Raw genomic sequence first — 25,493 nt, forward strand, 5'->3', positions numbered from 1 at the left:
TGCTTTTTTTCAAAATAAACATTGCATTTTAAATCTGGAAAACCTATTTTGAGCTTTCTAAAAAACACATTTTAACCAATTCATTTACAATAGTTTTACTTCGAAATCGTTGTCATTTTTTTAAGAAAATTTTGAGAACACAAACCGTTGCAAGATTGTAACTTATAGAGTATCTTTGCACCCTAATTCGAAATTCATAAAATGAATAAATTATTGATTGTTGGAACGGTTGCTTTCGACGCGATTGAAACTCCTTTCGGAAAAACAGATAAAATATTAGGTGGTGCTGCAACCTACATCGGATTATCAGCGTCATTTTTTAACTTGCAATCAGCCATAGTTTCTGTAGTTGGCGACGATTTCCCTCAAGAACATTTAGATCTTTTAACTTCAAAAAATATTGATATCTCTGGTATCGAAATTGTAAAAGGCGGTAAAACGTTTTTTTGGAGCGGTTTATACCACAACGATTTAAATTCGAGAGATACTCTTGTAACTGAGTTGAACGTTTTAGCTGATTTTCAGCCAAAAGTTCCTCAAAATTACAAAGATGCTGATGTTGTAATGTTAGGAAACTTACATCCATTAGTACAAAGCAGTGTTTTAGACCAAATGGAGAAAAAACCAAAATTAGTAGTTTTAGATACTATGAACTTTTGGATGGACTGTGCTCTTCCGGAATTACTAGACGTTATTAAACGTGCAGATGTTATCACAATCAATGACGAAGAAGCAAGACAGCTTTCTGGTGAATATTCATTAGTAAAAGCCGCTGCAAAAATTCAGGATATGGGACCAAAATATGTGGTGATCAAAAAAGGAGAACATGGTGCCCTTTTATTCCACAACAGGGAAGTATTCTTTGCGCCAGCTTTACCATTAGAAGAAGTTTTCGACCCAACAGGAGCCGGAGACACTTTTGCAGGAGGTTTTTCTGGATTTATTGCACAAAGCGAAAACATTTCGTTTGGCAATTTAAAAAATGCAATTATTTATGGTTCAAATTTAGCCTCGTTCTGCGTAGAAAAATTTGGAACTGAAAGGATGGAAACATTAACAAAAGCTGAAGTAGCGATTCGATTACAGCAATTTAAATCGTTAACTCAGTTTGATATAGAAATATAATGCCTAAGAGCCTCGATAAAACGGGGCTTTTTTTTATTACGTTAATACACACAACTTACAACAACACACAAAATAAAAAACAATGAGCGACGCTTTAAAACACGAATGTGGTATAGCCTTAGTAAGACTTCTTAAACCGCTTGAATATTATAAAGAAAAATACGGGACTGCATTTTACGGAATTCAGAAAATGTATTTAATGATGGAAAAACAGCATAACCGCGGACAAGACGGTGCTGGTTTTGCAAGTATCAAACTTGATGTTGATCCGGGACAACGTTACATCAGCCGAGTTCGTTCGAATCACGCACAGCCCATACAGGACGTTTTTAAACAAATCAATGAGCGAATCAGCGAGGAGTTAAAAGCTCAGCCGGAATTAAGCGACAACATGAAAGAACTAAAAGCAAATATTCCTTATGTAGGAGAATTGTTTTTGGGTCACGTTCGTTACGGAACCTTTGGAAAAAACAGCATCGAAAGCGTTCACCCATTTTTACGTCAAAGTAACTGGATGCACCGTAACCTGATTTTGGCAGGCAACTTTAACATGACAAATGTTAAAGAACTTTTTGAAAACTTAGTCGAACTTGGACAGCACCCAAAAGAAATGGCGGATACTGTTACCGTAATGGAAAAAATTGGTCACTTTCTTGATAAAGAAGTAATGCAATTGTACCAGGACTGTAAAGCCGAAGGCTATTCAAAAAGAGATGCTTCTCCTGTAATTGCAGAACGGTTGGATATTGCTAAAATTTTAGCCCGTTCAGCTAAAAACCTAGATGGAGGTTATGCAATGGCAGGTTTATTGGGCCATGGCGATGCTTTTGTATTTAGAGATCCTGCAGGAATTCGTCCTGCCTACTTTTATCAGGATGATGAAGTGGTAGTTGTTGCTTCAGAAAGACCGGTTATCCAAACTGTATTTAATGTTCCTTTTGAAAGTGTTCAGGAAATTGAACCGGGAAATGCTTTGATTATCAAGAAAAACGGAAAAGTTTCCATGAATCAAATTTTGGAACCAACTGTTAAAAAAGCATGTTCGTTTGAAAGAATTTATTTCTCAAGAGGAAGTGATGCCGAAATTTATCAGGAACGTAAAGATTTAGGAAAACTAATTTTACCAGCTGTTCTTAAAGCGATTGACAGCGATACAGACAATACCGTTTTCTCATATATTCCAAATACAGCCGAAACTTCATTTTATGGTTTAGTCGAAGCTGCTCAGGATTTCTTAAATCAGAGAAAAAATAATTATATTTTAGAAAACAGAAATACACTTACGGCAGAAACACTTCAGGAACTTTTGGCTGTAAAAATACGTACTGAGAAAGTTGCCATTAAAGATGCTAAACTAAGAACATTTATTACAGAAGACAGCAGCCGTGACGATTTAGTAGCCCACGTTTACGACGTTACATATGGTGTAATTAAACCAGAAGATAACTTAGTTATTATCGACGATAGTATTGTTCGTGGTACTACACTTAAAATGAGCATCATTAAAATGATGGATCGTTTAAAACCAAAACGCATCGTAATCGTTTCATCGGCGCCGCAAATTCGTTATCCGGATTGTTACGGAATCGATATGGCAAAACTTGAAGGACTTGTTGCTTTTAGAGCTGCCTTGACTTTATTGAAAGAAAGAAATCTATATCATATTGTTGACGAAGTTTATGCAAAATGTAAAGCACAGGAAAACTTTGCAGATAAAGATGTTGTAAATTATGTTACAGCAATCTACGATCAATTTACAGATGAAGAAATTTCAGATAAAATTGCTGAAATGCTAAGCTCTCCTGAAATCAACGCTGAAGTAAAAATCATTTTCCAAAAAGTGGAAGATTTGCACACAGCCTGCCCTAAAAATTTAGGTGATTGGTACTTTACAGGCGATTATCCTACCCCTGGCGGTAACCGTGTTGTGAATCGTGCTTTTATGAATTTCTACGAAGGAAAAGATGCCAGAGCGTATTAAAAAAGTATTAATAAAAGGTTAATTTGTGCATTTCATCGGTTTTTTTTGCCGTTCATCCTGTTTGTTTGGTAAAAATGAAAAGCTACAATACTTTTGAGATACCATAACATTAGTAGGTTAAGTTTATGGTAGATTTGGGGCAAAAAGGGTGGAAGAGATTCCACCTTTTTTATTTGGTATAAACTCAAGTATTTCGGTTTTAAGATATTAGACTTTCATTTCATCGGATATTTTTACCTTTCATCCGAAAAATTTTCTTAATAAAAATACCTTCCATACATTTATAAAACCATAACATTAGTAGGTTAAGTTTATGGTAGATTTGGGGCAAAAAAGGTGGAAGAGATTCCGCCTTTTTTATTTAAATTAAATGAATATATTATTTTAAACTTCTATAACTTACTTTATCGGATATATTTACCTTTCATCTAGAAAATTTTATACATTAAATCTGCTGGCATATATTTACAGAACCATAACATTAGTAGGTTAAGCTATGGTAGATTTGGGGCAAAAAAGGTGGAAGAGATTCCACCTTTTTTATTACAATAAAATCAAAGTTTGTCTGTTTATAAAATTATTAATATTGCACTTCAATTATTTAAACCAATTATATGCAATTCTTCAAAAAGTTTTTTATCCTTACTATTCTAAGTCTTTCTTTTATAAGTTGTTCCGGAACAAAATCTACTACTGCAAATACAACTAAAGATGGCAGCTCTATTAAAAATGCTATCAAAGTAAAAAGTGTTGCAGAAGAATATCAAATTGTGAGACAACTTTGTCCTAATTGCAAAATGAACGGACAGGCTCTACTGAGTGAAGGAAATAAACATTACGATTTATTAAATTTAACTAACGAAAAAGGAGAAGAAGTTAAATATTATTTTGACATCAACAGTTTCTTTGGGAAATGGTAAAATAAAAAAAGACGAGTACCTTTTGGCACTCGTCTTTTCTCTTTATTCTTTACTTTTTTTGACTATTTTTCTAAAGCAAATCTTCTTGCCACTTCTGTCCAGTTGATTACATTAAAGAAAGCTTCGATATAATCTGGTCTTCTGTTTTGGTAATTTAAGTAGTAAGCGTGCTCCCAAACGTCCATTCCTAAAATTGGAGTTCCACCGTGACCAGCAACTTCCGGCATTAATGGATTATCTTGATTTGGAGTACCTACAACTTCTAATTTTCCTCCTTTTTGAACTGTTAACCAAGCCCATCCTGAACCGAATTGAGTTGCTCCGGCTTTAGCAAATTTTGCTTTAAACTCTTCGAAAGTTCCAAAAGAAGATTCAATTGCAGCTAATAAATCTCCTGTTGGCAATCCTCCTCCATTTGGAGACATTACAGTCCAGAATAAATTGTGGTTGTAGAAACCTCCACCATTGTTACGAACTGCTGCGTTAGATTTATCTAAGTTGATTAAAATATTTTCGATTGTTTTTCCTTCTAAATCTGTTCCTGCAATTGCAGCATTAAGATTTGTAGTATAGGCATTGTGGTGCTTTGTATGATGGATTTCCATAGTACGTGCATCAATATGTGGTTCTAATGCATCGTATGCATAAGGTAATTGAGGTAATTCAAAAGCCATGATATTAGGATTTTTGTGGTTTATAATAATTTATTCCAAATTTAGACATTTAACTTTGGAATTGAAAATACTATTTCGTTATAATTGGATTAAATTAACTTATAATTTGCATTTTTACTATATAAACACCTGTAAATCTTTATTTTCCGTTAAAAGTGGTCATTGTATTTTCTAAACCTGCAGTTCCAAAAGATTTTATTATTTCTGCCGAAATTTCTAACCTTTCAGGTAATTTAGAATTCTCTTCATCGTTCCATTCACCTAAAACATAATCGACCTGCTGACCTTTTTTAAACTGATCACTAATACCAAATCTATAACGGGTATAGTTTTGTGTATTCAAAACCAAATTGATGTTTTTAAGCCCGTTGTGGCCGCCGTCGCTTCCTTTTGGCTTGATTCTGATTGTTCCAAATGAAAGGTTCAGATCATCTGTGATAACTAAAATATTCTCTAAAGGAATATTTTCTTTATCCATCCAGTATTTTACTGCTTTTCCGCTAAGATTCATGTAAGTGTTTGGTTTCAGCAAAAGAAAAGTTCTTCCTTTAAACTTATATTCTGCCAATGACCCCAGTTTTACGATTTCGAATGAAAGGCTTTCTTTTTTAGCTAAAAAATCAAGTACTTTAAATCCGATGTTATGTCTCGTATTTACATATTCAGCACCAATATTTCCTAATCCTACGATTAAATATTTTTTACTCACGCTTTCTATATTGTTTTTTTGGTGTTCGTGAACCTCCGGTTTCACATTATCTTCTTTGTTCTCTTCTTTTTGTGTTGATGAAAACAGTTTTGTTATCCATTTTATCATGTTTGCAAAAGTAAGATTAATTAGAGAATGTGGCAATTGGATAATTAGATAATTACTTAATGGTCGAGATTTAACCGCAAAGTTCGCAAGGAGTTTGCGCAAGGAATGCTAAGGAATAGTTTCTCGCAGATGATGCAGATTAAACGGATTCGCACTGGTTGTTACTCTCCTTTTGTCACGCTGAGCGAAGTCGAAGTCCCGCAAGTAGCTCGACAATCTAAAGTTAGCACTTCGTGTAGGCTTCGACTACGCTCAGCCTGACAGAATAAAAGCTTAGCATCTCAGCACCTTAGTCCCGATATCTATCGGGATAGAAGTCTTTAAAAAAAAAGCCCCAATCGAAAGATTGAGGCTTTTGTATAGAGGTAAAAAAAATTATTTTTTCTTTCCTTTTGCAGGAGCTTTTGCAGCTTTTGCAGCTTCTTGAGCAGCTTTCATAGCAGCACGAGAAATTCTTACCTGAGCAACAACAGTGTTGTCTGGGTGCATAATTTTGTACTCTGGTTTTCCAACTTTAGTAACATATAATTTGTTACCCATTTCAAGTGGAGTAATGTCAGCTTCAACAAAATCAGGAAGATTTGCTGGTAAAGCTTTAACTTTTAATTTACGTTGGTTTAAACGTAAAACACCTCCCGCAAGAACACCTTTAGATGTACCAACGATTTTCACAGGAACTTCCATTGTGATTTCTTTATCATCAAATAATTGGAAGAAGTCAATGTGTAAAATTTTGTCAGTTACCGGGTGAACCTGGATATCTTGCAAAATTGCATTGAATGATTTTCCTTTTCCAAGTTCGATCACAACTGTGTGAGCGTTTGGAGTGTAAACCAAGTTTTTGAATGCAGTAACGTCTGCAGAGAAGTGTACTGCCTGGTTTCCTCCGTATAAAACGCAAGGTACCTGTCCAGCATTACGTAAGGCTTTAGTTGACACTTTGCCCACGCTTTCTCTTTCTGATCCTTTAATTGTAATCGATTTCATTGTAAAAAAATATAGTTATTAATAAATATTTTCATTTGCTGCAAGCTTTAGACCATAGGCTTTAAGCTTTTTTATGCTCTTGGAAAATGCTTATAGCTTACTGCTTAAAGCCTATTGCCAAAAATTACATAATAAATTTTCCACTAATGGAATTGTTGTGGTGCACCATGTGCATAACTTCTGCAAAAAGAGGCGCACAACTCACTACTCTAATTTTGTCTGAATGTTTCTTTAACGGAATAGAATCTGTTACGATTAACTCAGTTAATTTTGAATTTTCAATTTTTTCATATGCACCGCCAGATAAAATAGCGTGTGTACAAATTGCTCTTACACTTAGTGCTCCTTTTTCGATCATTAGGTCTGCAGCTTTTGCTAAAGTTCCTCCTGTATCGATCATATCGTCTACTAAGATTACGTTACGACCTTTTACTTCACCAATCAATTCCATAGTGTCGATAACGTTGGCTGCTTTTCTTTGTTTGTAACAGATTACTACATCTGATTCTAAAAACTTAGAGTAAGCATATGCTCTTTTTGATCCTCCCATGTCTGGAGATGCAATGGTTAAATTTTCTAAATTCAAACTCTGCACATAAGGCAAAAAGATTGTAGATGCAAATAAATGATCTACTGGTTTTTCAAAGAATCCCTGAATTTGGTCTGCATGCAGATCCATTGTCATGATTCTTGTTGCTCCGGCTGCAGTTAATAAGTTAGCTACTAACTTAGCTCCAATCGGAACCCTTGGCTTGTCTTTTCTATCCTGTCTTGCCCAGCCAAAATAAGGCATAACAGCTGTAATATGTCTTGCTGATGCACGTTTTGCAGCATCAATCATTAATAACAATTCCATCAAATTATCTGCCGATGGGAAAGTAGAACACACGATAAAAACACGTAATCCTCTTATTGACTCTTCGTAAGACGGCTGAAATTCTCCATCACTATACGTTGACATCGTTACTTTTCCTAACGGAATTCCGTACTGTTCTGCAATTTTTTCTGCAAGATAAACACTTTGTGAACAAGCAAAAATTTTAGCTTCTGGTTCTAGGTGCGACATTATAATTTGTTGTTTTTACTCGCTGCGCTTTGTTACAATTTCGTTTCATCTTTGCAGATAAAGCAAAATATATATAAATGCCTCGGGTGTAGTTAGTTGTGTGTGCTTCGTTTTAACGAGGTGCAAATTTATAAAATTTATTGGACACTGAAAGGAAATATTTAAGTATTTTTAGTAGTTGGTTTAATTTTATTTTTTACATTTGCACCGTGTTAAAGGGATGGTCACGTTTTTGTTCTCATTCTATTGCGTTAAAATGATCAATTTATGATTGTTTTTTCGTCTGCTACGCCCGGATGGCGGAATTGGTAGACGCGCTGGTCTCAAACACCTGTGGGAAACCGTGCCGGTTCGACTCCGGCTCCGGGTACATTAACGGAAAAGCTGTCATTTTTGACGGCTTTTCGTTTTTTAATACCTTCTGAAGCCTTGATATTCCTAGTAAGAACCTCAATTACCTCATTCACTTGAGTGGTTCGACAATTTTCATTTCCGAAGATTAGTTTTTGAGTAAAAATTGAACCTGCCAAAATTCTTTTTCCATTATAATCCTCATTAAGAAAGAATTCATCCAAGTTACCTAGTAATTCTAAACCCGAATCAACATAAGCTCTTATAGAATCTGTTTTAGTCCTTAAAATCTCTATATCATCTTCAACAACGCTAAGATTTCCATTAATACGCTCAATGATTTTATCAAATCTTTCCTTATCAATATCTTTTCTCAATAGCAAATCTTCAGCATCTTCAATTTGAGAATTAAGTTGTTTTTGAAGCTCTATTTTAATCTTAAGTTGATTATCTCTATCTCCACTAATTTGAGATTCAGATTTTTTTAAAACTTCTGCAAATAGCTCTTTTATGTTCTGATTAATTTGTAGACCACATAAAATACTTGAAATTTTGATATGCGCTTCCTCAACACGAACTCTTGTCTGACATTTATTTCTACAGTGATAGTAAGCATATTTCTTAGTTCTCCCTGTAGATTTGCTTCCCGTTATTTGTCCCCCACAAATTTCACAAGTCAAAAAATCACGCATCGGAAAATCAAAATTTTTATGATTTGGCTTTGTGTTATGCCATCTTTTCCCTTTAAAAACATTCTGTACTTTATTAAAAGTATCCAAATCGACTAAAGGTTCATGTTTACCATCGACTACTGTAGCTGATTCTTTTTTAAATTCAGGAACATTTATTTTTCCAATGTATACATTATTTTTTAGCATCTGACTAAATGCACTTTTTTTCAACATTAATCCATGTTGCCTCAGTTTTTTCCTTACAGATTCAACAGACTCAATATTCAATGCTACTTCATTAAATGCTCTTTTAACTAAATCTGCTTGTTGATTTGGCTTTAAAGTAGACCTTTTGGATTCATCTCTGTAATTGTCATACCCATAAGGAGCTTTGCCTGGAAAATAACCATCTTTCTTCGCTTGATAAGTACCCGTAATCGTTCTACTTGATATTTTATCTCTTTCCACTTCACCCGCCGTTAAATAAATAGACAAAACCATCTTATTATCTGGATTAGCAATATCTAAATATTGTTCTGATGCATTCACTTCAATTCCCATAGAATCAAATTCTCTTATAACTTTAAGTGCCTGCTCAATATTTCTTGAGAACCTATCCCACTTAGCAAACAGAACTTTATCAACAATCTTTTTATTATTCTTACAGTAGGTCTTTAATTTTGTCCATTCTGGTCTATTAAAGTTTTTAGCCGAATGGTCTTCTCGATATATTTTAACAACATTATATCCCATTCTTTCAGAAAATGATTTTAATGAGTCTTCTTGATAGTCAAGACTAAATCCTTTTTGTGCTTGTTCATCTGTACTTACACGACAATATATTATAACATTCATATTATTTATTTTTTTATTGTTTAGTTAATTATTGTTTATTCAATTTGATTATTAATCTATTATAAAAGCCCTGAGCTTTTTTGTGCGTATCAAAAACATATAGTTCCGTATATAGAAGTAATCCGAAAATTTTATCGAAAACCCTTACTATCAGAAAGAACTTATCATCGAATAAAACAATCTCTCGTTCCACATACTTGTCTAAAATAATTTCTGTTGGAATTAGTAGTCCTTTCGATTGTATCATACTAATAAGCTCAATGACAGTCATTCGATAATCCTTTTTCATCTGTTTTATTTCTGAATCACTATTTTTCACAATTACACTTTTTTTAATCATCTGTTTATTTTTTAGTTTGATTTAAATGATACACCTCAGCGAGTTTATAAAGCACCTTTCTGATTAATTCTATTTCTTCATCTGTGTATTTCATACCATTTCTATTTAATTTCTTTTTGCATTCAGTAATACTTATCACTTTTTCACTCTGACACCCATCTCATTTTTTTATTTGGGCGGAAGATAATTTTTTGACATAGATATCCCCTTTCGGGTTTTAAACCGAATAAAGAACTTTGAGATATTTTATGTGATTTTGGCTTAGTTGTTAGCTTTACAACATTGCCTTTTTTTGTAGATTCATCCCTTTATTGTGAACAGGGTGCCTTTTGTCTTGCAAGTAGATTTCTATCGATAAATTTCTACTACAAAGATACTCCTGAAATAAAGTTTTTCCAAGCCTTTACGATTACTAAAACACTGATTTTCAACAAAATGAAAGTTTTTTCTTGTTTAAACTAAATCTTATCTAAGATAAAGACTTAAGATATTGAAAATCAAAACTATAAAAATTAAAATCTAAGAAAATTTCAATTGTTAATATTCTGTTAATATTTTAAAATCGCTCTTTTAAGCAACTAAACTCAACGCTCTTTTATACAATTGAAGTACTGTTGCTCCATAAAATTGATTTCCGTTTCTCGTTTTGAAATTTAGTTTGTTAAGATAGTCTGCGATTTCTCTGTAACTCATTTCTTTTTCTTTACAATTCAATATTATTGATTGAGCTTGACGATTTCTATCATTGTTGATTGCGTTACTCTTTATACGCTCGATTCCTTTTGCTCTAGCATCATTGGTCAAATTTTTAGGACTTCCTAGTTTAACTCCTTTCTTTTTTAACTCAGCAAGTGCAAGTTTGGTTCTAGAGCTAATTAATTTAGCTTCTTGTTCAGCAAGTGCTGAAAATATATGGATTGTAAAATTATTAGCTGAAGGCATATCCACAGCTACAAACTCAACTCCTGCATCCATGAGTGAGCTTACAAAGTTTACGTTTCTAGCTAATCTATCTAATTTGGCAATTACAAGAATTGCACGTTCATTTTTAGCTAATTCGATTGCATTATGAATTTCAATACGTTCACGTTTATTCGTACCAGTTTCTATCTCCGTATAATCCTTTAAGATAATTCCATCTTGTGAAGCCACATATTTTTCAACTGAACTTTTTTGAGCCGAAAGCCCTAATCCAGAAATACCTTGTTCTTTTCTGCTGACTCTATAATATGCTACAAATTTTTTCATAATGTTTGACTGATTTAAATCTTAAACGTCCGTTTGTGATTTATTACACTCCAAAAGTCCAGGTCTATTTTGAATTAAACAAGAAAAATCCTGATTTTCCTGGACATACATGTTTTTTTGAATATAACATGATCAAAAAAACGAGGTTGCTAACCTCGTTCTTTTGATAGTAATAATTGGGAAAGTTCTTCCAGTTCATTGCTTTTAAAGTTTCTTCCTTTGTAACTTATCGGAAATTTTAATTTTTCTGTTTTAAGAATCATTTTCAATTGAGATAAGGTCACTATTATTTTCATCGTTACTATTTGTTTGAATCAATTAAAATATCCCAATCCTCTCCAGAAAGACCTTCTTTTGTCATATAAAAAAGCCCTGCTTTATATCGGTCATATACTGAAAAGTCAATTCTGTCATAGTGGAAATAATCTCTAATATCATCAGTAATCTGTTCGTATAATCTTTTATTCTCAATATGGATTACAAAATGATTATGATATCCAGTTCTATTGGTAAATGGTTCCGTTGTAAAAAACAATCTCAATTCCGTAGAATTGCCATGTTTCTCAAGCAAGAAATCATAAAGACCATGCATCTGCTTAAAACAGCTTGCTTTCTTGCGTTCCAGTTTGTAAGCCACTGTAAAGAAAAAACTCCATTCCTTTTCCCAGAGCGAATGTGCCAAACTTTTTTTGTCGGACAAACAATCAATAAGATTCCTCATAGAGTGATTTTCTTGTCTCAGGATTTTATTTTCATCAAACATTACTTCACTGTCAAAGTATCTTATGTGACCAATTGGAAATAATCTTTTCCCATTTTTCAATTTAGTTTCTGCAAACAGTTCTTCATTCTTTTTGTAGAATCTGTATATCTTACTTTTGCTTACTTTAGTGCTTCTTTTAAATTCTGTTATATTCTCATATACCATCTTAATATATCTGTTAATATTTTGTTATTGATTAGATACAAGAACTCCTTACAAGGTATTAAATCAAGCATCTTCAATAATAAATACTACAGATAGTCTAAAAGTGTAGCTTTTTAGGACTTTTTTTTCAAAAAATATTTTTTTAACTGATAAATTATTGTATCAAAATGACACAGCTATACATCGCTTTGCAAAATATACTATAACAAATTTACACTATCGAATGAAGGTCTGTAATGGCGTTTTCTTTGCATTAGTAAGAGAGGTAACTGGAAGAAAAAATGTCGATATTGATAATAAAAAGGCGAAACTACGGGAGGAGGAGGGCTCGAAAAATTTATTATCTTAAATTTGGGTTCATCAGTGTACACGTGCTACTCTGGGTTCATTAGGAACAATTAATATGTAGCGGCTGGCGATTCTTTCGGGTCATATTTCTTAGCCATCTTTTTTGTTGTATTATTGTAGTAATATCTGCTTTCTGGAAATAATTTTCTAAAATCTTTGTATTCCTCAATATTGAATTTATAACTCAATGAACGTGCGTAGTAAAGCTCTAAATCTTTTTTTACTTTTTTTATATCTGGCGCAGTAGGATATAAAGTAACAAAATGCTTTAATAGTTCGATTGTCGAATGAAATGAATCTTGAAAATGCAAATCTCTATCGACCATGTCTGGAAGTTTTTCAATTATTGAAGCCGAAAATCTTGAATTAGGATATCTTTCCACATACTCTGAAAATCGGTAATAGCTTGCTCCTTCTTGAGGGAGTGCCAATGAATCCCTATACTGAACAGCTTTATCTTTCAACTCACTTTCAGGATGCAATAATATAAAAGTATCCATTGCTGATACCGTCATTTGGCTCATAGCACTTTCAAATTCTTTTGCTTCTGAATCTTTGCTCTGGGAATGTAAAATTGCAGAGCCCATTACCAGTAAGCTTAAAATAATTTTTCTCATTTTGGTTAAATTTATAGCAGATAATATTTTGGTAATAATCATTTAGTGAATACAGATATCTTCAAACGATTTTACATCCGATGTATACAAAATCTCAGTTACTTGGCTTTTCTCAAAATTATAAATGACCAAAATTTGGCGGTCTGTATTGTCAATTCCATTGTAAACGAAAACATTGATTCCGATGGGTCTTTGAGAAGTGTAAACACTTACTGGTTTCCAATTATAATATTTCTTAAGAAAATCATGAGCAGAATACTCTTCATTTGGTTCCCCAATTTGACGAATCATATTTTTTTTATTTCCAGATATTATTAAACTTCTAATTTCTGCGAACGTTTTCTTAGAGAGGGAAGAATTTACTTGAACTTCATTTGTTTTTAATAATTCTATTGATTTCGCTAAGACATTATCATCTGTAACTTTTGGCAAATCATACGTTATTTTGAATTTTCTACCAATATAATTTCCGTCATCAAAGTTGTATTCACAATAATCTGGAAGATAAATTATCACGTCTTTACCTTTTTCATCCATGAACAGATAGTAACAATCATCGACACATTCAACTTTTTTAAAAATTATTATCTCACTCCCAACATTAGATTTAGAGTCTTCAATCCCACTTGATTTTTTGCTTTCTCTTACTTCTTCTTGTTGCGTTTTTGAAATTGATGGCTCTATTTTTTTACAACTAAATACAATAATTATAATTCCTAATGCTAAAGTTTTTTTCATAGAATAGAGGTTAAATTATTTTGAAGGTCATTTTTGATTTATAACACAAATATACAAATTATAGCACAAGTGCTATAATAATTCTGTTATTAAAATCTTCATTTTGATGAAGTGAAAAAAGATGAAACTAAATCCAGAAAACTAATCTTCGACCAAGAAGGATTAGAGTCGCTAGCAAAGCGACTAAAAGAAATACGCTCTGAAAAAGGTATATCGCAGGAAGAACTAGCGTATCGTTCCGAAATAACTTTATCACAGATTGCAAGAATAGAGACTATAAAAATAAATCCTACTGTAAGTACTATATTTAAAATTGCCAGAGCATTAAATGTGACTCCGAGCGAAATATTTAATTTTGAATTAAATTCAGTTTCTAACGAATAACACTAATAAACAGATTGCTAAATAATAATTACAAAAAAAGCTACTCTTTTATGAATAGCTCTATTTAATACAAATCAGGATTAGAATCCGTTTTCCATGTATAAGATAATTTAGGAAATAATTCCTCATCTCCCGAAATAGTTTTCCAGTATAATAGTTTACCTCTTATTTTTAATTCTGCCATGCCCATAATTATAAGTTTACCTTGACTAATATGAGTAATTTGAACTTTGGCTTTTTTTAATCTTAATTTTCCATTTACGGACAATACAGATGGATAAGATTCATTATTGGGATAAAATGTACCTGTAATTTCTCCATCATCCATATCTACGTCAATTACAAAAGAGAGATAAGGCATAGGTTGCGGGTTAATAATATCTCCTTCGGAAGCCCAAGAGCCTTTCAAAAATTGTCTTCTTAATATTTGTTTCTTTTTTATCACATTATAAACAAAATAAGAAGCTATACAAATTGCAGAAATTAAAGATATTAAAACTGAAAATATACTAATGTAATCTGATTTGGATAGTGAATCATTATTCTTTTCCAAATTTGTTAATCTACTTTGTGTTTCTTTTATTGTGTGCGTAGTTAGATTTAAAACTGTACTGTCTGATTTTCGTTGTTTTTCTAAAAGAATAATTCTATTCTGTAAGCTTATTATTAGAGAATCTCTACTATCCATTATTTATTATTTTTTTCTATAACTCATTAGTTTCATCTAAATCGACTTTTAATATTTCGCTACTATCTTTCTTTTTTATTATGAGTGTTGCCACTTTCCAATTGTCACTTGTACCATCTCCAAATTTCCACTTTTCAATTCCTTTTTCTCCAAACAAAAAATAACCTCTATCTTCTAATCCTTTTAATAATTCATTTAATTGAAATCCCATTTGAATCTTATCATACGTTTCTACCATACTGCTTATATCACCATAATCAACTAGTTCTTGAAAAATACTCCCAATGTATTCCGCCTCTTCTTTATTATCTATATCATCATAATCTGTTCGATAGCCATGCGAATCTGAAATGACTGTCAGTAATTCTTTACCTGAAGTAATTCTACTAATTAATCTTGGTTTATTCTTCTTTTCCTTGTCAATTGCATCATTAATTGTAGATTTTACCCAATTTTCATGGTTTAACTTCATATATCTAAGAATGTCTTCAGTATATGTTTCTGTTAACTCATCAATTTCTTTATGATGATTTCTACAAAGTAAAATAAGATTATTAAAAAGGTCGTAGTCATTGATATTTGGCTTATATCTTGGCCCATTTGATTTACTACTGATTATATGACATTCCTCTCCAATATTAAATTCATTTTTTTCTACTCCATCATTAAAAAGTTCTGTTTTACAAATAGAACATCTGTTACCTGATTTTGCCCAAAGGCTTTTTCTAGTTTTGTCAGTTATAGCCATTTATTTTACATTTGATGCAGATTTTTTCCTACCCGCATCTATTAATATTATGTTTGGCGACTTATCAATTTTTAGCTCTTTAAGTATTTTAATTACCTTGTTGTATTCTGGTATATCAAAATATAAAATTACTTTAATTGAATCTTTAGTTTTATTTGCCTTTTCATAAATTTCAACTTGTTTTTCTAAATTTTGTTTAAGCTTTGAATTCGATGCAAGTTTAAACTCAATTAAGGTTTTATCGTTTGAACCTTTTGATATTGAATAATCTACAGGTCCTCTTCCGTTATTAGATTCTCTATTAACATCGTAGTCAGTTGCGAACCATGTCAGGCGATATATAATCTGTAAATCCTCCTCTCTCTTAATTGGCTGATGATTAATATAAAATAGTCGATATCCATCGTTATTCTCAATTACATCTTTTAAAAACAGTAATCTCTTTTTTGCCTCTTCATAGGAACCATTTTTATCAATGCTATAAAAATCAGTTTTCTCTAGAAGAGTTTCCACAAATTTTTGAACTTGAGTTATAAACTTAGATTCCGTTTCTTGTACTTTCTTAGTTGAAATCTTTTTTGCTCCCTCTTTATTTTCTTCTTTTAATTTAACGTAATATTTTATTATTTCAGGATATTTTTTTACTGTTTCAATTACTGCCAATGAAATTTCTTTCTGTGTATTTCTCTTATTGCCTGCATGTTTTGGTAATGATTTTGTAAAATAATTATTTATTTCATGCTTTAATTGGTCATTGGATATACTATTACATATACTCCGAAAATCACCTCTTAAATCGTTACTATTTATCCAATTGTCATCTTTAGTTAAAATATCTCTTGGAGTTAATATTACATAATCATTAAAAATGAAAGGTAAAACATATTCTTTTGGCATCCACCTCTCAAGCTCATAATCGAAATATACTTTATCAACATTAACTTTTCTTAATAGTTTTTCGTCAACATTTCGGACTGCAAATTCTTGCGTGTAATCAAGTAAAAATTCCTTCGTTAGATTAGTTGTGAAATCACTTATATTATCTTTACCAACACCAATTTCAAAAAGGCAAGCTTTTTCTAAATGAGAAGACTGAGTTATTTTTTCTTTTCCTAAATCATCGAAGACAATATGCATGGAACTTGAAAATGATTTAGCAAATTTTTCGCCTAGCCCACTTCCTCCATTACCAACTTTACTATAACCAAACCAATTTTGTTTTACTTCAGGAAATAAATACCAAGACCTTATTTCTCCAATATTGGTAACACCTATTTCTGATTTGTCTTTTAAAAAAACTAAATACTTTAAAATCTGGTTATGTAATTCCTTATATTCACTTTTTTTACTTCCAAAAAGCAAAAAAGGGTCAATAAACAATGGCAAATCATTTATCAAAGAAATATTAAAGGCACCATAGTCTTCCAGTTTTGAACACTCAATATTAAAAAAATCAGTAAAGTATATTTTCATCTTTTAAGTTGTATTAAGTAAAGTTTTGGAGATGAAGTTATGAAAAATATTAATTCTATCAATTTGTAAATCAGTTATTTTAATTAACTGAATATAGTCGGATAGTTTTTAAATTCTTAAGAAACTATTTCAATTTATTAGTCATAAATGTAAATCAATCTTTATTATTGATATTTTATATATTTGGATAAAATTGATAAAAATGAGATTATCTATAAATTCCAAAAAAGAAATACTTAAAATCATTATTGAAAGCAGAACCGATTTCTTAAGTGAAAATGAAACTAGATATTCGGAAGGAACATTCGATTTTTTGAATAAAATTTGGAATTTAAAGGAGATGCCTTCAACAGATTCTCGCTATACCAATGCTGAAGGGGATATTTATCAACATATGATAAACAATAACGATTGGGATTTTTATTACTTGTTTGTTGAGATTTTAAAAGTATATGATGATGATGAAAAATTTATTACTCTAATACACACATTTCTTTTACCCGAATATAGAAAGGATGAGGACGAAATAATAGCATATGTAGTTGAATTTAACTTGAAATTAGAAGCTGATAAACTAAAATTATCAATATATGATTATGCAAATGGAGGTATTCCTATTTATCACATTTATCCACTAGAAGAAGTCGATAATATTCCAATTGAGATTAAAAAAAACTCTATTCCTTTTGTTGTTTTTAAACTTGGTGAGAAAAACAATATTAATTCCATAAAACATTCTGAATTTTTTCTGCTCAGAGAAAATTATTGGGATGATTATAGTAGTAGAACGACTTTTTACCTATATTATATCAAAGATAGTTTTACCAACGTAATTGGTGAAATAAAAATAATGGTGAAAGATATTGCAGAAACAATAGAGGTTATTCCTCTGCAATTTTATAGTCTTGCAAATGATTTTTGCAGTTTGGGTCAAAAAGAAGAATTTTACAAAAGATTAAAAGATTTTTTTCCAAATAATTTTGAAGACATTCTATTTGCCCTTTGTGATTGTGCTTTTTTCTCAACTAAATTAGAAGATTTTGAAAAAAATCATCGTTTTAAAAATTCTCTAATAAGATATGATTATGCGGAAAGAACACTTCGATTAATTAAATATCAATTATTAAATTATGATTTAAATAATCTATTTCATTTTGAATATAATTTTACTCCCAAATATTCTAAAGAATCTGTAAACATTTCATTTAAATTTGACAATAATAAAATTTTAGCAAATAGGATTTATGCAATTATTGGTAAGAATGGAACAGGTAAAACACAACTTTTGACCTCTTTACCCCTAAATATTGCACAAAACAATTCATCATTTTTTTCACCAAGAGTTCCTCTTTTTAGTAAAATGATTTCTGTTTCATATAGTATATTTGATAGATTTAAAATTCCCTTAAAAACTAGTAAGTTTAATTATGTATACTGTGGCCTGAAAAATGAAAAAGGAAAATATATTAGCGAGCAAGGTTTACTTTTGAGATTTCACTATACATGGAAAAAAATCGAATCCTTAGAGAGAATCAACAAATGGCGTACAATTCTTTTGAACTTTATTGAAGAAGATATTGTAAATTCTTTTTTGATAAAAAAAGAATCGATAACCTCATTCAATAATCAATATAGAGTAGATATTGATGGTTTTAACAAAGTAAAGGATTATTTAAGTTCAGGGCAAAATATTTTATTATACATTATTACAGAAATAACTGCAAACATACGATTTGACTCTTTAATTCTATATGATGAGCCTGAAACGCATTTACATCCTAATGCTATTTCACAATTAATAAATACGATTTATGAATTAGTTGATGAATTTCAATCTTATTGTATTATTGGAACACATTCACCATTAATTATTCAAGAACTTCTTTCTAAAAATGTTTACGTGATGGAAAGAAATGGAAATACCCCTGACATACGAAGAATAGGAATTGAATCATTTGGTGAAAATTTAAATACATTGACAGATGATGTTTTCGGAAACAGAGAAATACAAAAACAATATAAACGCATAATCGATGAGCAGATTGAAAATGGAAAAAAGTATGATGAAATCCTAGATTTAATTCAATTTGACAACTCTCCTTTAAGTCTAAATGCAAGATTATATATAAAAAGTAAGCTTAAATCATGAAAAATTTAAACTTCTATAACAAGGATGAATCTTTTTCATTTCATCAAAATATTGTGCGGTCTAAGCGAGCAATGGAAAAAGACCCTGAAATTCGGAATCGCCTCCTAGCCCTTAACGATGAAATTAAAAGTTTATATGAATCCTATAAAAACAATTTCGATACTAATGATTTGGAATCATTAAAAGCTCATGGTTATGTGGACCAAAATAAATTAGACTTATTAAGTTTATACTCATTTAAAAGCAGTATAATACAAAAATTTAAAAAAGGTATAACAACGACCGCCACTAATAGAGTGATTAATACATGCCAAAATTGCACTATTGGGGAGGTCAGTTCATTCGACCACGTACTTCCTAAAGAAGAGTTTACAGAATTTGTTGTAAATCCTCTTAATCTTTTTCCTAGCTGTTCAGTTTGTAATAGTTCAAAAGGAAAATACTGGTTTAAAAATGGACAAAGAATATTCCTTAATCTTTATCTAGATATTCTTCCTAATTTACAGTATCTTTTCGTTAAAGTTTCTTTTGTTGACAATACATTCATAACAGATTTTACTGTTCAAAACCCAAATAATATTGATACAACCTTGTTTAATATTATCGAAAGTCATTATAAAAGCTTACATTTAACTAAAAGATTTTCCGACTCTAATGATAAAGTAATTCCTGCATTTCAAAATTCTCTAAAACCATTTATAGGTAAATTACCATTAGACGAAATTATAATAACTGCTAAAGAGACGATTGAATTAAATCGGAGTTTTTTTGGATATAATTATTGGCAAAGTATTTTAGAACTAGAATTACTTAAAAATTCGGATTTTCTTGATTCGTTAGTAAAGTGAGATTAGGTTTTCTTATTTTTTTAAAGGATGTTCAGAATAACTACGAAACGCTTAATTAAATTATATTTAACATTTTGATGTAAGAAAATTTTCGAAGTTAAAATAAAATTAAGAGCTCCTTTTTTAATAACTTCGTTTTACTCTGAGTTAAGATAGTTTTATTTTAAAAAGACTAGAACAATAACTATTATACAAAAGACCTAACAATCATGAATGAAAATGAATTTATCCAAGGCTCCTTATTTGAAGAAGATTATTTGATTCGAACGCTTGGTAATTTAGGAACACAACCAGAAGTTGCACTTACAGAACTTGTAGCTAATGCATGGGATGCAGGCGCAACACAAGTTGATATTTTCATTCCTAGCGAAAAAGGTCAAAAACTTACAATTAAAGATAATGGTTCAGGATTAACAAAGGATGAATTCTATGCTCGATGGATGAAATTAAGTTACAATAGACTCCGTCATCAAGGTAAAATGGTAGAGTTCCCAAAAGGAGTAGATTTAAAAAGATTTGCATATGGTCGTAATGGAATTGGGCGACATGGAATGCTTTGCTTCAATACAGAATATCAAGTAATTACTTATAAAAACGGTATCGAATCAACTTTTATCCTTACTACTGAAAGCGAAAAACAACCCTTTATTATTAAAGACGAATCTTTTAAAAAATCTAATAAAACAGGCACAACTTTGGAGGTTATTGTGCAAAAAAACCTCCCAAATGCTGATATAATTTTAGACGTTATTTCTGCCCGTTTTCTACATGACCCAAAATTTTTTGTATCTATCAATAAAAAAACAATTCAACTAGAACAACATAAAGGATTAGTAGATTCAAGTCCCATACAAGTAAACGATATAAAGCTTCAAATAAATTTAATTGATTCCAAAAAATCTAGAAAATCTACACTATATCAAGGCATTGCTATTTGGCAAGGAGGAAGACTTATTGGTGAGCCATCTTGGATTTTGGGCAATATAATGGTTTTAGATGGGCGTTCAAAAGAAGCTAAAAGATATTCTGTAGTTGTTGAAAGTACTGATTTAGCTGATTTCATAAAAGAAGATTGGACAGGTTTCAAAAAAAATGACAAGCTTGAATCGATTTATGAAGCTATAAATACTGAAGTACAAAAAATGTTTTATAAAATTGCTCAAGAAAATATTGAAGAAACTACTTCTCAAATAAGAAATCTATATAAAAAACAGTATAATGATTTGAGTCCATTAGCAAAATATGAGTTTAACGAAGCAATCCAACACATTTCAATATCAAGCCCAACTGCAAGAGAAGAATCAATTTCATTAGCTTTAGATACTGTCCTAAATCTTGAAAAAACAAGAAGTGGAAATGAACTTTTAATAAAACTCTCTACACTTTCAAGTGAAGATATTGATGGATTAAATAAATTACTTGAGAATTGGAGTATAAAAGATGCTCTAACAGTTCTTGACGAAATTGATAAAAGGATTTCGGTAATTGAAGCTATCAGAAAATTATCAAACGATTCTACTGTTGATGAGCTTCATGTACTTCACCCTTTAGTAGCAAGTGCCCGATGGATTTTCGGTCCTGAATATGATTCTCCTGAATACTCTTCAAACAATCAACTCCAAACTACAGTTGAAAAAGTATTTGGTAAAAAAATTAATAAAAGTATCTTTAATAATAACAGAAAAAGACCCGATATAGTTGTAATCGGAGATTCAACATTTTCCATTACAGCAACAACAGATTTTGACCATGAAAACGGACTAAGCGCAATAAAGAGAGTTTTAATTATTGAATTAAAACGAGGAGGATTCAAACTAGGTAGAGATGAAAGAAATCAAGCTGTTGGTTACGTTGAAGATTTTGTAAACTGTGGAACATTAATTGGCAGTCCATATATTAATGCGTATGTAGTTGGGGAATCATTTAGTGAAAAAGTACAACCCATTCAGTCAATTGAAAATGAAAATAAAGTAGAAATTGGTAAAGTCCAAATCTGTCTATTCTCTCAAATTGTTGATTCTTCTGAACGCAGACTTTTTAATCTAAGAGAAAAATTAAACGAAAGATATGCTGACGTTACAGGAATTGAATTATTTAATCAACAGAAAAAATTAATCATTTAATAATAGATAAATAAAAAACACCTCAATTGAGGTGTTTTTTGTATTAAAATGATTTTGTGTTTTTTATAACTAGTTTTGAATAATCAATTTTAGATTTATCTAGAGAACCATGTTCAGATAATCTAATAACCTTCCCCATTTCTGCTTGAAACATTTTTTCATTTGCTAATGGTTTTGTAAACTCATTTGATAATTGAGAATTACTTGATTGAACTTTGTTTTTTTCTTCCATATTAAATAATTAATTAATCCACATCCTTAATTAATCCACATTCTCTTAATGAATGAATAGCTTGTTGTTCTAATGTAGGCAAGGCTTGTAATGATTTAGATATTTTTGGCTTTATTTTTGTCAAATCTAAATTTAATGTTCTACCATCTTTTTTTCTCTCGGCGAAGTTAGTAAAAAAAGTTAGATATTTCCTTGGAGCTACTCCATCAAAAATTAAAATTCTTACTTTCTCATTGCAATTCTCGTCCTCAGTTATAGCATCTTCATGTAAAGTTAAGCATAAACTCTTTACGTACGGCTCTATATAATAAACTTCTTTTATTCCTGCTACAATAATATGTCTTGCACAATTATGACAGGGATATGTTGTACAAAAAAGTTTTCCATCAATCATTTTAGAACCTGAAAGCTGGCTACCAGATATTATTGCATGCATTTCTGCATGAACAGAACGTGAAAACTCTATTAAATCTTTAATTTTAGAACCTCTTAATGTCTTTTTTATTTTTTCAGTAATTTCTATAACAGGATATCCTTCTTCATCACTTAATAATTTTCTAATATCATCATCGCTATTTAAAGATTTAATAATACTATCAACTAAAGAATCTTTATGGTCATCATTACTACAATAACCCTTGTTGTAACACCTATCATCAACTAAATCACCTTCTCTATATAAATTTCCTCCAAATTTTGGAACATCATTCCATCCTGTTGAAATTAGATTTCCTAAATTGTCAGTAATAGACGCCCCAACTTGCCTTGATAAACAGGCTGAATTTCCTGATGCAGACTTTGCAGAATACATGGCTGTTTCATTAATTGTCGGAGTTATGATTTTACTTTCAAAAATTAAATGTAAATATCTTTCAATTTTTTCATTCAAATTATCTATATTCTCATTTGATACTCTAAGAAAAAAATCACCATCTGTAAATGTTCCTCTAACATTTTGACCAAATTCATTATTATCATATTCATCAATATCAACTATTTCATCAATTTCTGGTAAAGACAAAGCTTTTGTAAATAAATTATTTTTTCTCTCATCCAGAGGTGAAAAAATACTGAACTGATAATAATTATCCGTATAGATTCTTCTTAAAAGTAAGAGTTCTTCTTTGTTTTTAATCGAATTAAATATATAACATTTCCTTCTAGTTTTTAAATCTGTAATAGCTGGAATTCCTTCTTCACCAATTTTTTTTCCATCTTTCAATCTCGAAACATGTATATCCTGAATTGCAAGTTCAACCAAAATAGATTTATTATCGTAAACTTTTCTTATTTCATTTCCCTGTTCTATTTTATCTCGAAGAATTGAATATGCTTCAGTAATTTTAGGTATAAATTCAATTTCTTTTGTTCTATATTGTTCAATGTAATTACTAAGTTTTATTACTTCAACATCATAATGATAAACTTCAGTTAGAATTTGCTTCAATGAGTCTATGACTTCATCTTTCATTGAGCCAATAGGCGCACATATACCTAAAAATAACTCTTCAGTTAATGTATTGTTTACTTTTTCTCTTGTAGTCTTACCTTTTGATTCTTTATTATTCGATAAAATTTCTAATTTAACTTCTTCTGCCCCCATAAACTGATATTATATTTTAAATGCTAATATAAACGACTATTTCTTACAATTTTAACCATTAAACAATGTTTCATTAGAAATTATTATCAAAAAACAAATAAAACACATCTTTTTAGTGTTGTATATAAGAAAACAAATAACACTAATAAAATTTTCACTGCACTACGGAAAACCATAATCTAAAAACATTTCATTAAAATCAACAATAATAATTTTCTAATTTGACTTAAAAGCAAGTATAAACACCTGTTTTTAAAATGAAATTGAAGTAAATATAAAGTACTATGAAATTTACACACTATATTTAGTCTAGAATTTCATTAGTTTATAATAAAAATATGCTTAAAACAAGAAATATATTTATAGATACAGAAGTTTTTGTTTCGAATAATTTTTTTCAAAATAAAAATTTAGAGCGTTTGAGTGAGTTTGGTAAGCGAGAAACTGTCAATTTATATTTAACTGAAATAACAAAACATGAGATACAAAACAACATTAAAGAAAATTTGTTGAATGCTCAGCAGGATATCAATAATTTTAAAAAAATAATATCAAACAAAAGTAAAATCTTAAAAAATTTAGAAAGTTTTAAACCATACTTCGATTTACCAAAACTGGAAGTAAATTTAAATTTTGAAGAACTTTCAGTGGAATTAGAAACTTTTATAAAAAACGGTAAAGTTAGATTTATACCTTTCAATCTTGCAAACATATCTGATGTTGTAGATAGTTATTTCAATCAAAAACCACCTTTCAGTTCAGGTAAAAAAAAATATGAATTTCCAGATGCAATCGTATTATCAGCAATAGAAAATTGGTGTCAGCAAGAAAATGAAGAAATTTATGTAATAAGTGATGATAATGACTTTAAAAGATATGTATCTGACAAGATTATTACAATTTCGAATATTAAAATAATGCTTGATAAAATTAACAAACAATATCAAACAGATGAAATCGTATGGATTACTTCAATTTATGAAATCAACGAAAAATATATAATTGAAAAAATTAACGAAAAATTTATTGATAAAATATTGGATGAAATTGGTTTCGAAATTGAGATATCTAACATAAAAATTGAAGAAACAATTCTTCATGATTCTCTATTAGTTGAAGAAAATCCGCCGTCTGGTGAGTATATTTTCCAGTTAGATTACGATATAGCTTTTACGGCTGAGGTAATATACAATGATTATTCATTTAGTAGCTATGATAAGGAAGATGATAAATATTATTTCGTTGAAAAAGCACAAAGACAGATTTCAATGGCAACAACTCAAACAGCTGAAATTTCACTAGAAGCATATTTTGAAGATGGAGAGAAACCAGAAGATGCAGATGTTTCTATAAATTGCATGTATACTAGTATACCAAATGAATCCGATATAAGTGAAAAATTAGAAAATGATTACGACATATATTAAAATCAAATATTTGAGTTTATTTATCAATAAGAGATTTATAAGCATGTGCCAATTTCTTCAAATCTTCAATAAATAAATTCGACAATTCAACGGTAAAGGGTACAAAAAACCTCTTCTTAACAGAAGAGGTTTTTTTTATTTTTATCTCGATT

24 protein-coding genes and 1 tRNA gene are annotated in these 25,493 nt (G+C 30.4%); 9 read left to right on the plus strand and 16 right to left on the minus strand.

Annotated elements, in window-relative coordinates; all coding sequences use genetic code 11:
* Positions 1-201 precede the first annotated feature (201 nt).
* From BUC29_RS03855 to BUC29_RS03865, 3 genes are all read left to right on the plus strand, one after another.
* Entirely contained in the window at positions 202-1,125 is a 924-nt protein-coding gene (locus BUC29_RS03855; RefSeq protein WP_073413462.1) for a PfkB family carbohydrate kinase, read from the plus strand.
* Positions 1,126-1,207: 82 nt separating this feature from the next.
* Positions 1,208-3,106 carry an amidophosphoribosyltransferase gene (locus BUC29_RS03860; protein ID WP_073413464.1) on the plus strand — a complete coding sequence of 633 codons (1,899 nt, stop codon included), beginning with the start codon at positions 1,208-1,210 and terminating at the stop codon, positions 3,104-3,106.
* Between the two features lie 614 nt (positions 3,107-3,720).
* Entirely contained in the window at positions 3,721-4,026 is a 306-nt protein-coding gene (locus tag BUC29_RS03865) for a hypothetical protein (RefSeq protein WP_073413466.1), read from the plus strand.
* Between the two features lie 62 nt (positions 4,027-4,088).
* Here BUC29_RS03865 and BUC29_RS03870 read toward each other — a convergent pair whose 3' ends face one another.
* The 4 genes from BUC29_RS03870 to BUC29_RS03885 all read right to left on the minus strand — a co-directional run bounded on the left by BUC29_RS03870 (position 4,089) and on the right by BUC29_RS03885 (position 7,570).
* Complete coding sequence (locus tag BUC29_RS03870; RefSeq protein ID WP_073413468.1) at positions 4,089-4,700, minus strand: superoxide dismutase; 612 nt, start codon at positions 4,698-4,700, stop codon at positions 4,089-4,091.
* A 139-nt stretch (positions 4,701-4,839) separates the two neighbouring features.
* Complete coding sequence (gene pth / locus BUC29_RS03875) at positions 4,840-5,517, minus strand: aminoacyl-tRNA hydrolase (RefSeq protein ID WP_073413470.1); 678 nt, start codon at positions 5,515-5,517, stop codon at positions 4,840-4,842.
* Between the two features lie 375 nt (positions 5,518-5,892).
* Positions 5,893-6,504 (minus strand): 50S ribosomal protein L25/general stress protein Ctc, encoded by a 612-nt coding sequence (locus BUC29_RS03880; protein ID WP_073413472.1) that lies wholly within the window; start codon positions 6,502-6,504, stop codon positions 5,893-5,895.
* Between the two features lie 124 nt (positions 6,505-6,628).
* Positions 6,629-7,570, minus strand: a complete 942-nt coding sequence (locus BUC29_RS03885) for a ribose-phosphate pyrophosphokinase (protein WP_012023211.1) — start codon at positions 7,568-7,570, stop codon at positions 6,629-6,631.
* 290 nt (positions 7,571-7,860) lie between these two features.
* Here BUC29_RS03885 and BUC29_RS03890 point away from each other — a divergent pair.
* Positions 7,861-7,940: transfer RNA gene (locus BUC29_RS03890), tRNA-Leu, on the plus strand.
* On the opposite strand, the gene BUC29_RS21810 is transcribed toward BUC29_RS03890, so the two are convergent.
* The 7 genes from BUC29_RS21810 to BUC29_RS03925 form a co-directional block, all read right to left on the minus strand.
* Complete coding sequence (locus tag BUC29_RS21810) at positions 7,894-9,447, minus strand: recombinase family protein (protein WP_394332987.1); 1,554 nt, start codon at positions 9,445-9,447, stop codon at positions 7,894-7,896. The genes BUC29_RS03890 and BUC29_RS21810 overlap by 47 nt on opposite strands.
* Before the next feature lie 28 nt (positions 9,448-9,475).
* Positions 9,476-9,787: a hypothetical protein gene (locus BUC29_RS03905; RefSeq protein ID WP_073413474.1), complete on the minus strand. Its 312-nt coding sequence runs from the start codon at positions 9,785-9,787 to the stop codon at positions 9,476-9,478.
* 570 nt (positions 9,788-10,357) lie between these two features.
* On the minus strand, positions 10,358-11,035 hold the full coding sequence (locus BUC29_RS03910) for a recombinase family protein (protein WP_073413476.1): 678 nt from the start codon (positions 11,033-11,035) through the stop codon (positions 10,358-10,360).
* Between the two features lie 149 nt (positions 11,036-11,184).
* Positions 11,185-11,331, minus strand: a complete 147-nt coding sequence (locus BUC29_RS21455; protein WP_167369517.1) for a hypothetical protein — start codon at positions 11,329-11,331, stop codon at positions 11,185-11,187.
* 5 nt (positions 11,332-11,336) lie between these two features.
* The gene (locus BUC29_RS03915; RefSeq protein WP_073413490.1) at positions 11,337-11,963 is read right to left on the minus strand and encodes a hypothetical protein; all 627 of its coding nucleotides are present in this window, start codon (positions 11,961-11,963) and stop codon (positions 11,337-11,339) included.
* A 398-nt stretch (positions 11,964-12,361) separates the two neighbouring features.
* On the minus strand, positions 12,362-12,928 hold the full coding sequence (locus BUC29_RS03920) for an outer membrane protein assembly factor BamD (RefSeq protein ID WP_139260389.1): 567 nt from the start codon (positions 12,926-12,928) through the stop codon (positions 12,362-12,364).
* 42 nt (positions 12,929-12,970) lie between these two features.
* Positions 12,971-13,666 carry a hypothetical protein gene (locus BUC29_RS03925; RefSeq protein ID WP_073413495.1) on the minus strand — a complete coding sequence of 232 codons (696 nt, stop codon included), beginning with the start codon at positions 13,664-13,666 and terminating at the stop codon, positions 12,971-12,973.
* A gap of 111 nt (positions 13,667-13,777) precedes the next feature.
* On the opposite strand from BUC29_RS03925, the gene BUC29_RS03930 reads away from it, so the two are divergent.
* Entirely contained in the window at positions 13,778-14,050 is a 273-nt protein-coding gene (locus tag BUC29_RS03930; protein ID WP_073413497.1) for a helix-turn-helix transcriptional regulator, read from the plus strand.
* 64 nt (positions 14,051-14,114) lie between these two features.
* On the opposite strand, the gene BUC29_RS03935 is transcribed toward BUC29_RS03930, so the two are convergent.
* From BUC29_RS03935 to BUC29_RS03945, 3 genes are read right to left on the minus strand one after another with little or no spacing between them, the layout of a single operon-like run.
* On the minus strand, positions 14,115-14,738 hold the full coding sequence (locus BUC29_RS03935; protein ID WP_073413499.1) for a hypothetical protein: 624 nt from the start codon (positions 14,736-14,738) through the stop codon (positions 14,115-14,117).
* Between the two features lie 16 nt (positions 14,739-14,754).
* Positions 14,755-15,486 (minus strand): HNH endonuclease, encoded by a 732-nt coding sequence (locus BUC29_RS03940; protein ID WP_073413501.1) that lies wholly within the window; start codon positions 15,484-15,486, stop codon positions 14,755-14,757.
* On the minus strand, positions 15,487-16,959 hold the full coding sequence (locus BUC29_RS03945) for a hypothetical protein (RefSeq protein WP_073413503.1): 1,473 nt from the start codon (positions 16,957-16,959) through the stop codon (positions 15,487-15,489).
* Positions 16,960-17,161: 202 nt separating this feature from the next.
* On the opposite strand from BUC29_RS03945, the gene BUC29_RS03950 reads away from it, so the two are divergent.
* The 3 genes from BUC29_RS03950 to BUC29_RS03960 all read left to right on the plus strand — a co-directional run bounded on the left by BUC29_RS03950 (position 17,162) and on the right by BUC29_RS03960 (position 22,079).
* Complete coding sequence (locus BUC29_RS03950; RefSeq protein ID WP_084538579.1) at positions 17,162-19,108, plus strand: AbiJ-related protein; 1,947 nt, start codon at positions 17,162-17,164, stop codon at positions 19,106-19,108.
* Positions 19,105-19,956: a hypothetical protein gene (locus tag BUC29_RS03955; protein WP_073413507.1), complete on the plus strand. Its 852-nt coding sequence runs from the start codon at positions 19,105-19,107 to the stop codon at positions 19,954-19,956. Before BUC29_RS03950 ends, BUC29_RS03955 begins: the two co-directional genes overlap by 4 nt.
* A 209-nt stretch (positions 19,957-20,165) precedes the next feature.
* On the plus strand, positions 20,166-22,079 hold the full coding sequence (locus BUC29_RS03960) for an ATP-binding protein (protein WP_073413509.1): 1,914 nt from the start codon (positions 20,166-20,168) through the stop codon (positions 22,077-22,079).
* Positions 22,080-22,122: 43 nt separating this feature from the next.
* Here the strand turns inward: BUC29_RS03960 and BUC29_RS03965 are convergent, their stop codons facing one another.
* Positions 22,123-22,311, minus strand: a complete 189-nt coding sequence (locus BUC29_RS03965; protein ID WP_073413511.1) for a hypothetical protein — start codon at positions 22,309-22,311, stop codon at positions 22,123-22,125.
* Positions 22,312-22,324: 13 nt separating this feature from the next.
* Positions 22,325-23,914, minus strand: a complete 1,590-nt coding sequence (locus BUC29_RS03970; RefSeq protein ID WP_084538580.1) for an anti-phage dCTP deaminase — start codon at positions 23,912-23,914, stop codon at positions 22,325-22,327.
* 338 nt (positions 23,915-24,252) lie between these two features.
* On the opposite strand from BUC29_RS03970, the gene BUC29_RS03975 reads away from it, so the two are divergent.
* Positions 24,253-25,341, plus strand: coding sequence for a PIN domain-containing protein (locus tag BUC29_RS03975; protein ID WP_073413513.1), 1,089 nt, complete (start codon positions 24,253-24,255; stop codon positions 25,339-25,341).
* Positions 25,342-25,493: the final 152 nt, after the last annotated feature.

The sequence above is a fragment of the Flavobacterium defluvii genome (assembly GCF_900129555.1).
Lineage (GTDB): Bacteria > Bacteroidota > Bacteroidia > Flavobacteriales > Flavobacteriaceae > Flavobacterium > Flavobacterium defluvii.

What these genes read in the sequence shown, in the direction of transcription:
- BUC29_RS03855 (WP_073413462.1), top strand. Translation starts at nt 202, where the DNA reads ATGAATAAATTATTGATTGTTGGAACGGTTGCTTTCGACGCGATTGAA.
- BUC29_RS03860 (WP_073413464.1), top strand. Translation starts at nt 1,208, where the DNA reads ATGAGCGACGCTTTAAAACACGAATGTGGTATAGCCTTAGTAAGACTT.
- BUC29_RS03865 (WP_073413466.1), top strand. Translation starts at nt 3,721, where the DNA reads ATGCAATTCTTCAAAAAGTTTTTTATCCTTACTATTCTAAGTCTTTCT.
- BUC29_RS03870 (WP_073413468.1), bottom strand. Translation starts at nt 4,700, where the DNA reads ATGGCTTTTGAATTACCTCAATTACCTTATGCATACGATGCATTAGAA.
- pth (WP_073413470.1), bottom strand. Translation starts at nt 5,517, where the DNA reads ATGATAAAATGGATAACAAAACTGTTTTCATCAACACAAAAAGAAGAG.
- BUC29_RS03880 (WP_073413472.1), bottom strand. Translation starts at nt 6,504, where the DNA reads ATGAAATCGATTACAATTAAAGGATCAGAAAGAGAAAGCGTGGGCAAA.
- BUC29_RS03885 (WP_012023211.1), bottom strand. Translation starts at nt 7,570, where the DNA reads ATGTCGCACCTAGAACCAGAAGCTAAAATTTTTGCTTGTTCACAAAGT.
- BUC29_RS21810 (WP_394332987.1), bottom strand. Translation starts at nt 9,447, where the DNA reads ATGAATGTTATAATATATTGTCGTGTAAGTACAGATGAACAAGCACAA.
- BUC29_RS03905 (WP_073413474.1), bottom strand. Translation starts at nt 9,787, where the DNA reads ATGATTAAAAAAAGTGTAATTGTGAAAAATAGTGATTCAGAAATAAAA.
- BUC29_RS03910 (WP_073413476.1), bottom strand. Translation starts at nt 11,035, where the DNA reads ATGAAAAAATTTGTAGCATATTATAGAGTCAGCAGAAAAGAACAAGGT.
- BUC29_RS21455 (WP_167369517.1), bottom strand. Translation starts at nt 11,331, where the DNA reads ATGAAAATAATAGTGACCTTATCTCAATTGAAAATGATTCTTAAAACA.
- BUC29_RS03915 (WP_073413490.1), bottom strand. Translation starts at nt 11,963, where the DNA reads ATGGTATATGAGAATATAACAGAATTTAAAAGAAGCACTAAAGTAAGC.
- BUC29_RS03920 (WP_139260389.1), bottom strand. Translation starts at nt 12,928, where the DNA reads ATGAGAAAAATTATTTTAAGCTTACTGGTAATGGGCTCTGCAATTTTA.
- BUC29_RS03925 (WP_073413495.1), bottom strand. Translation starts at nt 13,666, where the DNA reads ATGAAAAAAACTTTAGCATTAGGAATTATAATTATTGTATTTAGTTGT.
- BUC29_RS03935 (WP_073413499.1), bottom strand. Translation starts at nt 14,738, where the DNA reads ATGGATAGTAGAGATTCTCTAATAATAAGCTTACAGAATAGAATTATT.
- BUC29_RS03940 (WP_073413501.1), bottom strand. Translation starts at nt 15,486, where the DNA reads ATGGCTATAACTGACAAAACTAGAAAAAGCCTTTGGGCAAAATCAGGT.
- BUC29_RS03945 (WP_073413503.1), bottom strand. Translation starts at nt 16,959, where the DNA reads ATGAAAATATACTTTACTGATTTTTTTAATATTGAGTGTTCAAAACTG.
- BUC29_RS03950 (WP_084538579.1), top strand. Translation starts at nt 17,162, where the DNA reads ATGAGATTATCTATAAATTCCAAAAAAGAAATACTTAAAATCATTATT.
- BUC29_RS03955 (WP_073413507.1), top strand. Translation starts at nt 19,105, where the DNA reads ATGAAAAATTTAAACTTCTATAACAAGGATGAATCTTTTTCATTTCAT.
- BUC29_RS03960 (WP_073413509.1), top strand. Translation starts at nt 20,166, where the DNA reads ATGAATGAAAATGAATTTATCCAAGGCTCCTTATTTGAAGAAGATTAT.
- BUC29_RS03965 (WP_073413511.1), bottom strand. Translation starts at nt 22,311, where the DNA reads ATGGAAGAAAAAAACAAAGTTCAATCAAGTAATTCTCAATTATCAAAT.
- BUC29_RS03970 (WP_084538580.1), bottom strand. Translation starts at nt 23,914, where the DNA reads ATGGGGGCAGAAGAAGTTAAATTAGAAATTTTATCGAATAATAAAGAA.
- BUC29_RS03975 (WP_073413513.1), top strand. Translation starts at nt 24,253, where the DNA reads ATGCTTAAAACAAGAAATATATTTATAGATACAGAAGTTTTTGTTTCG.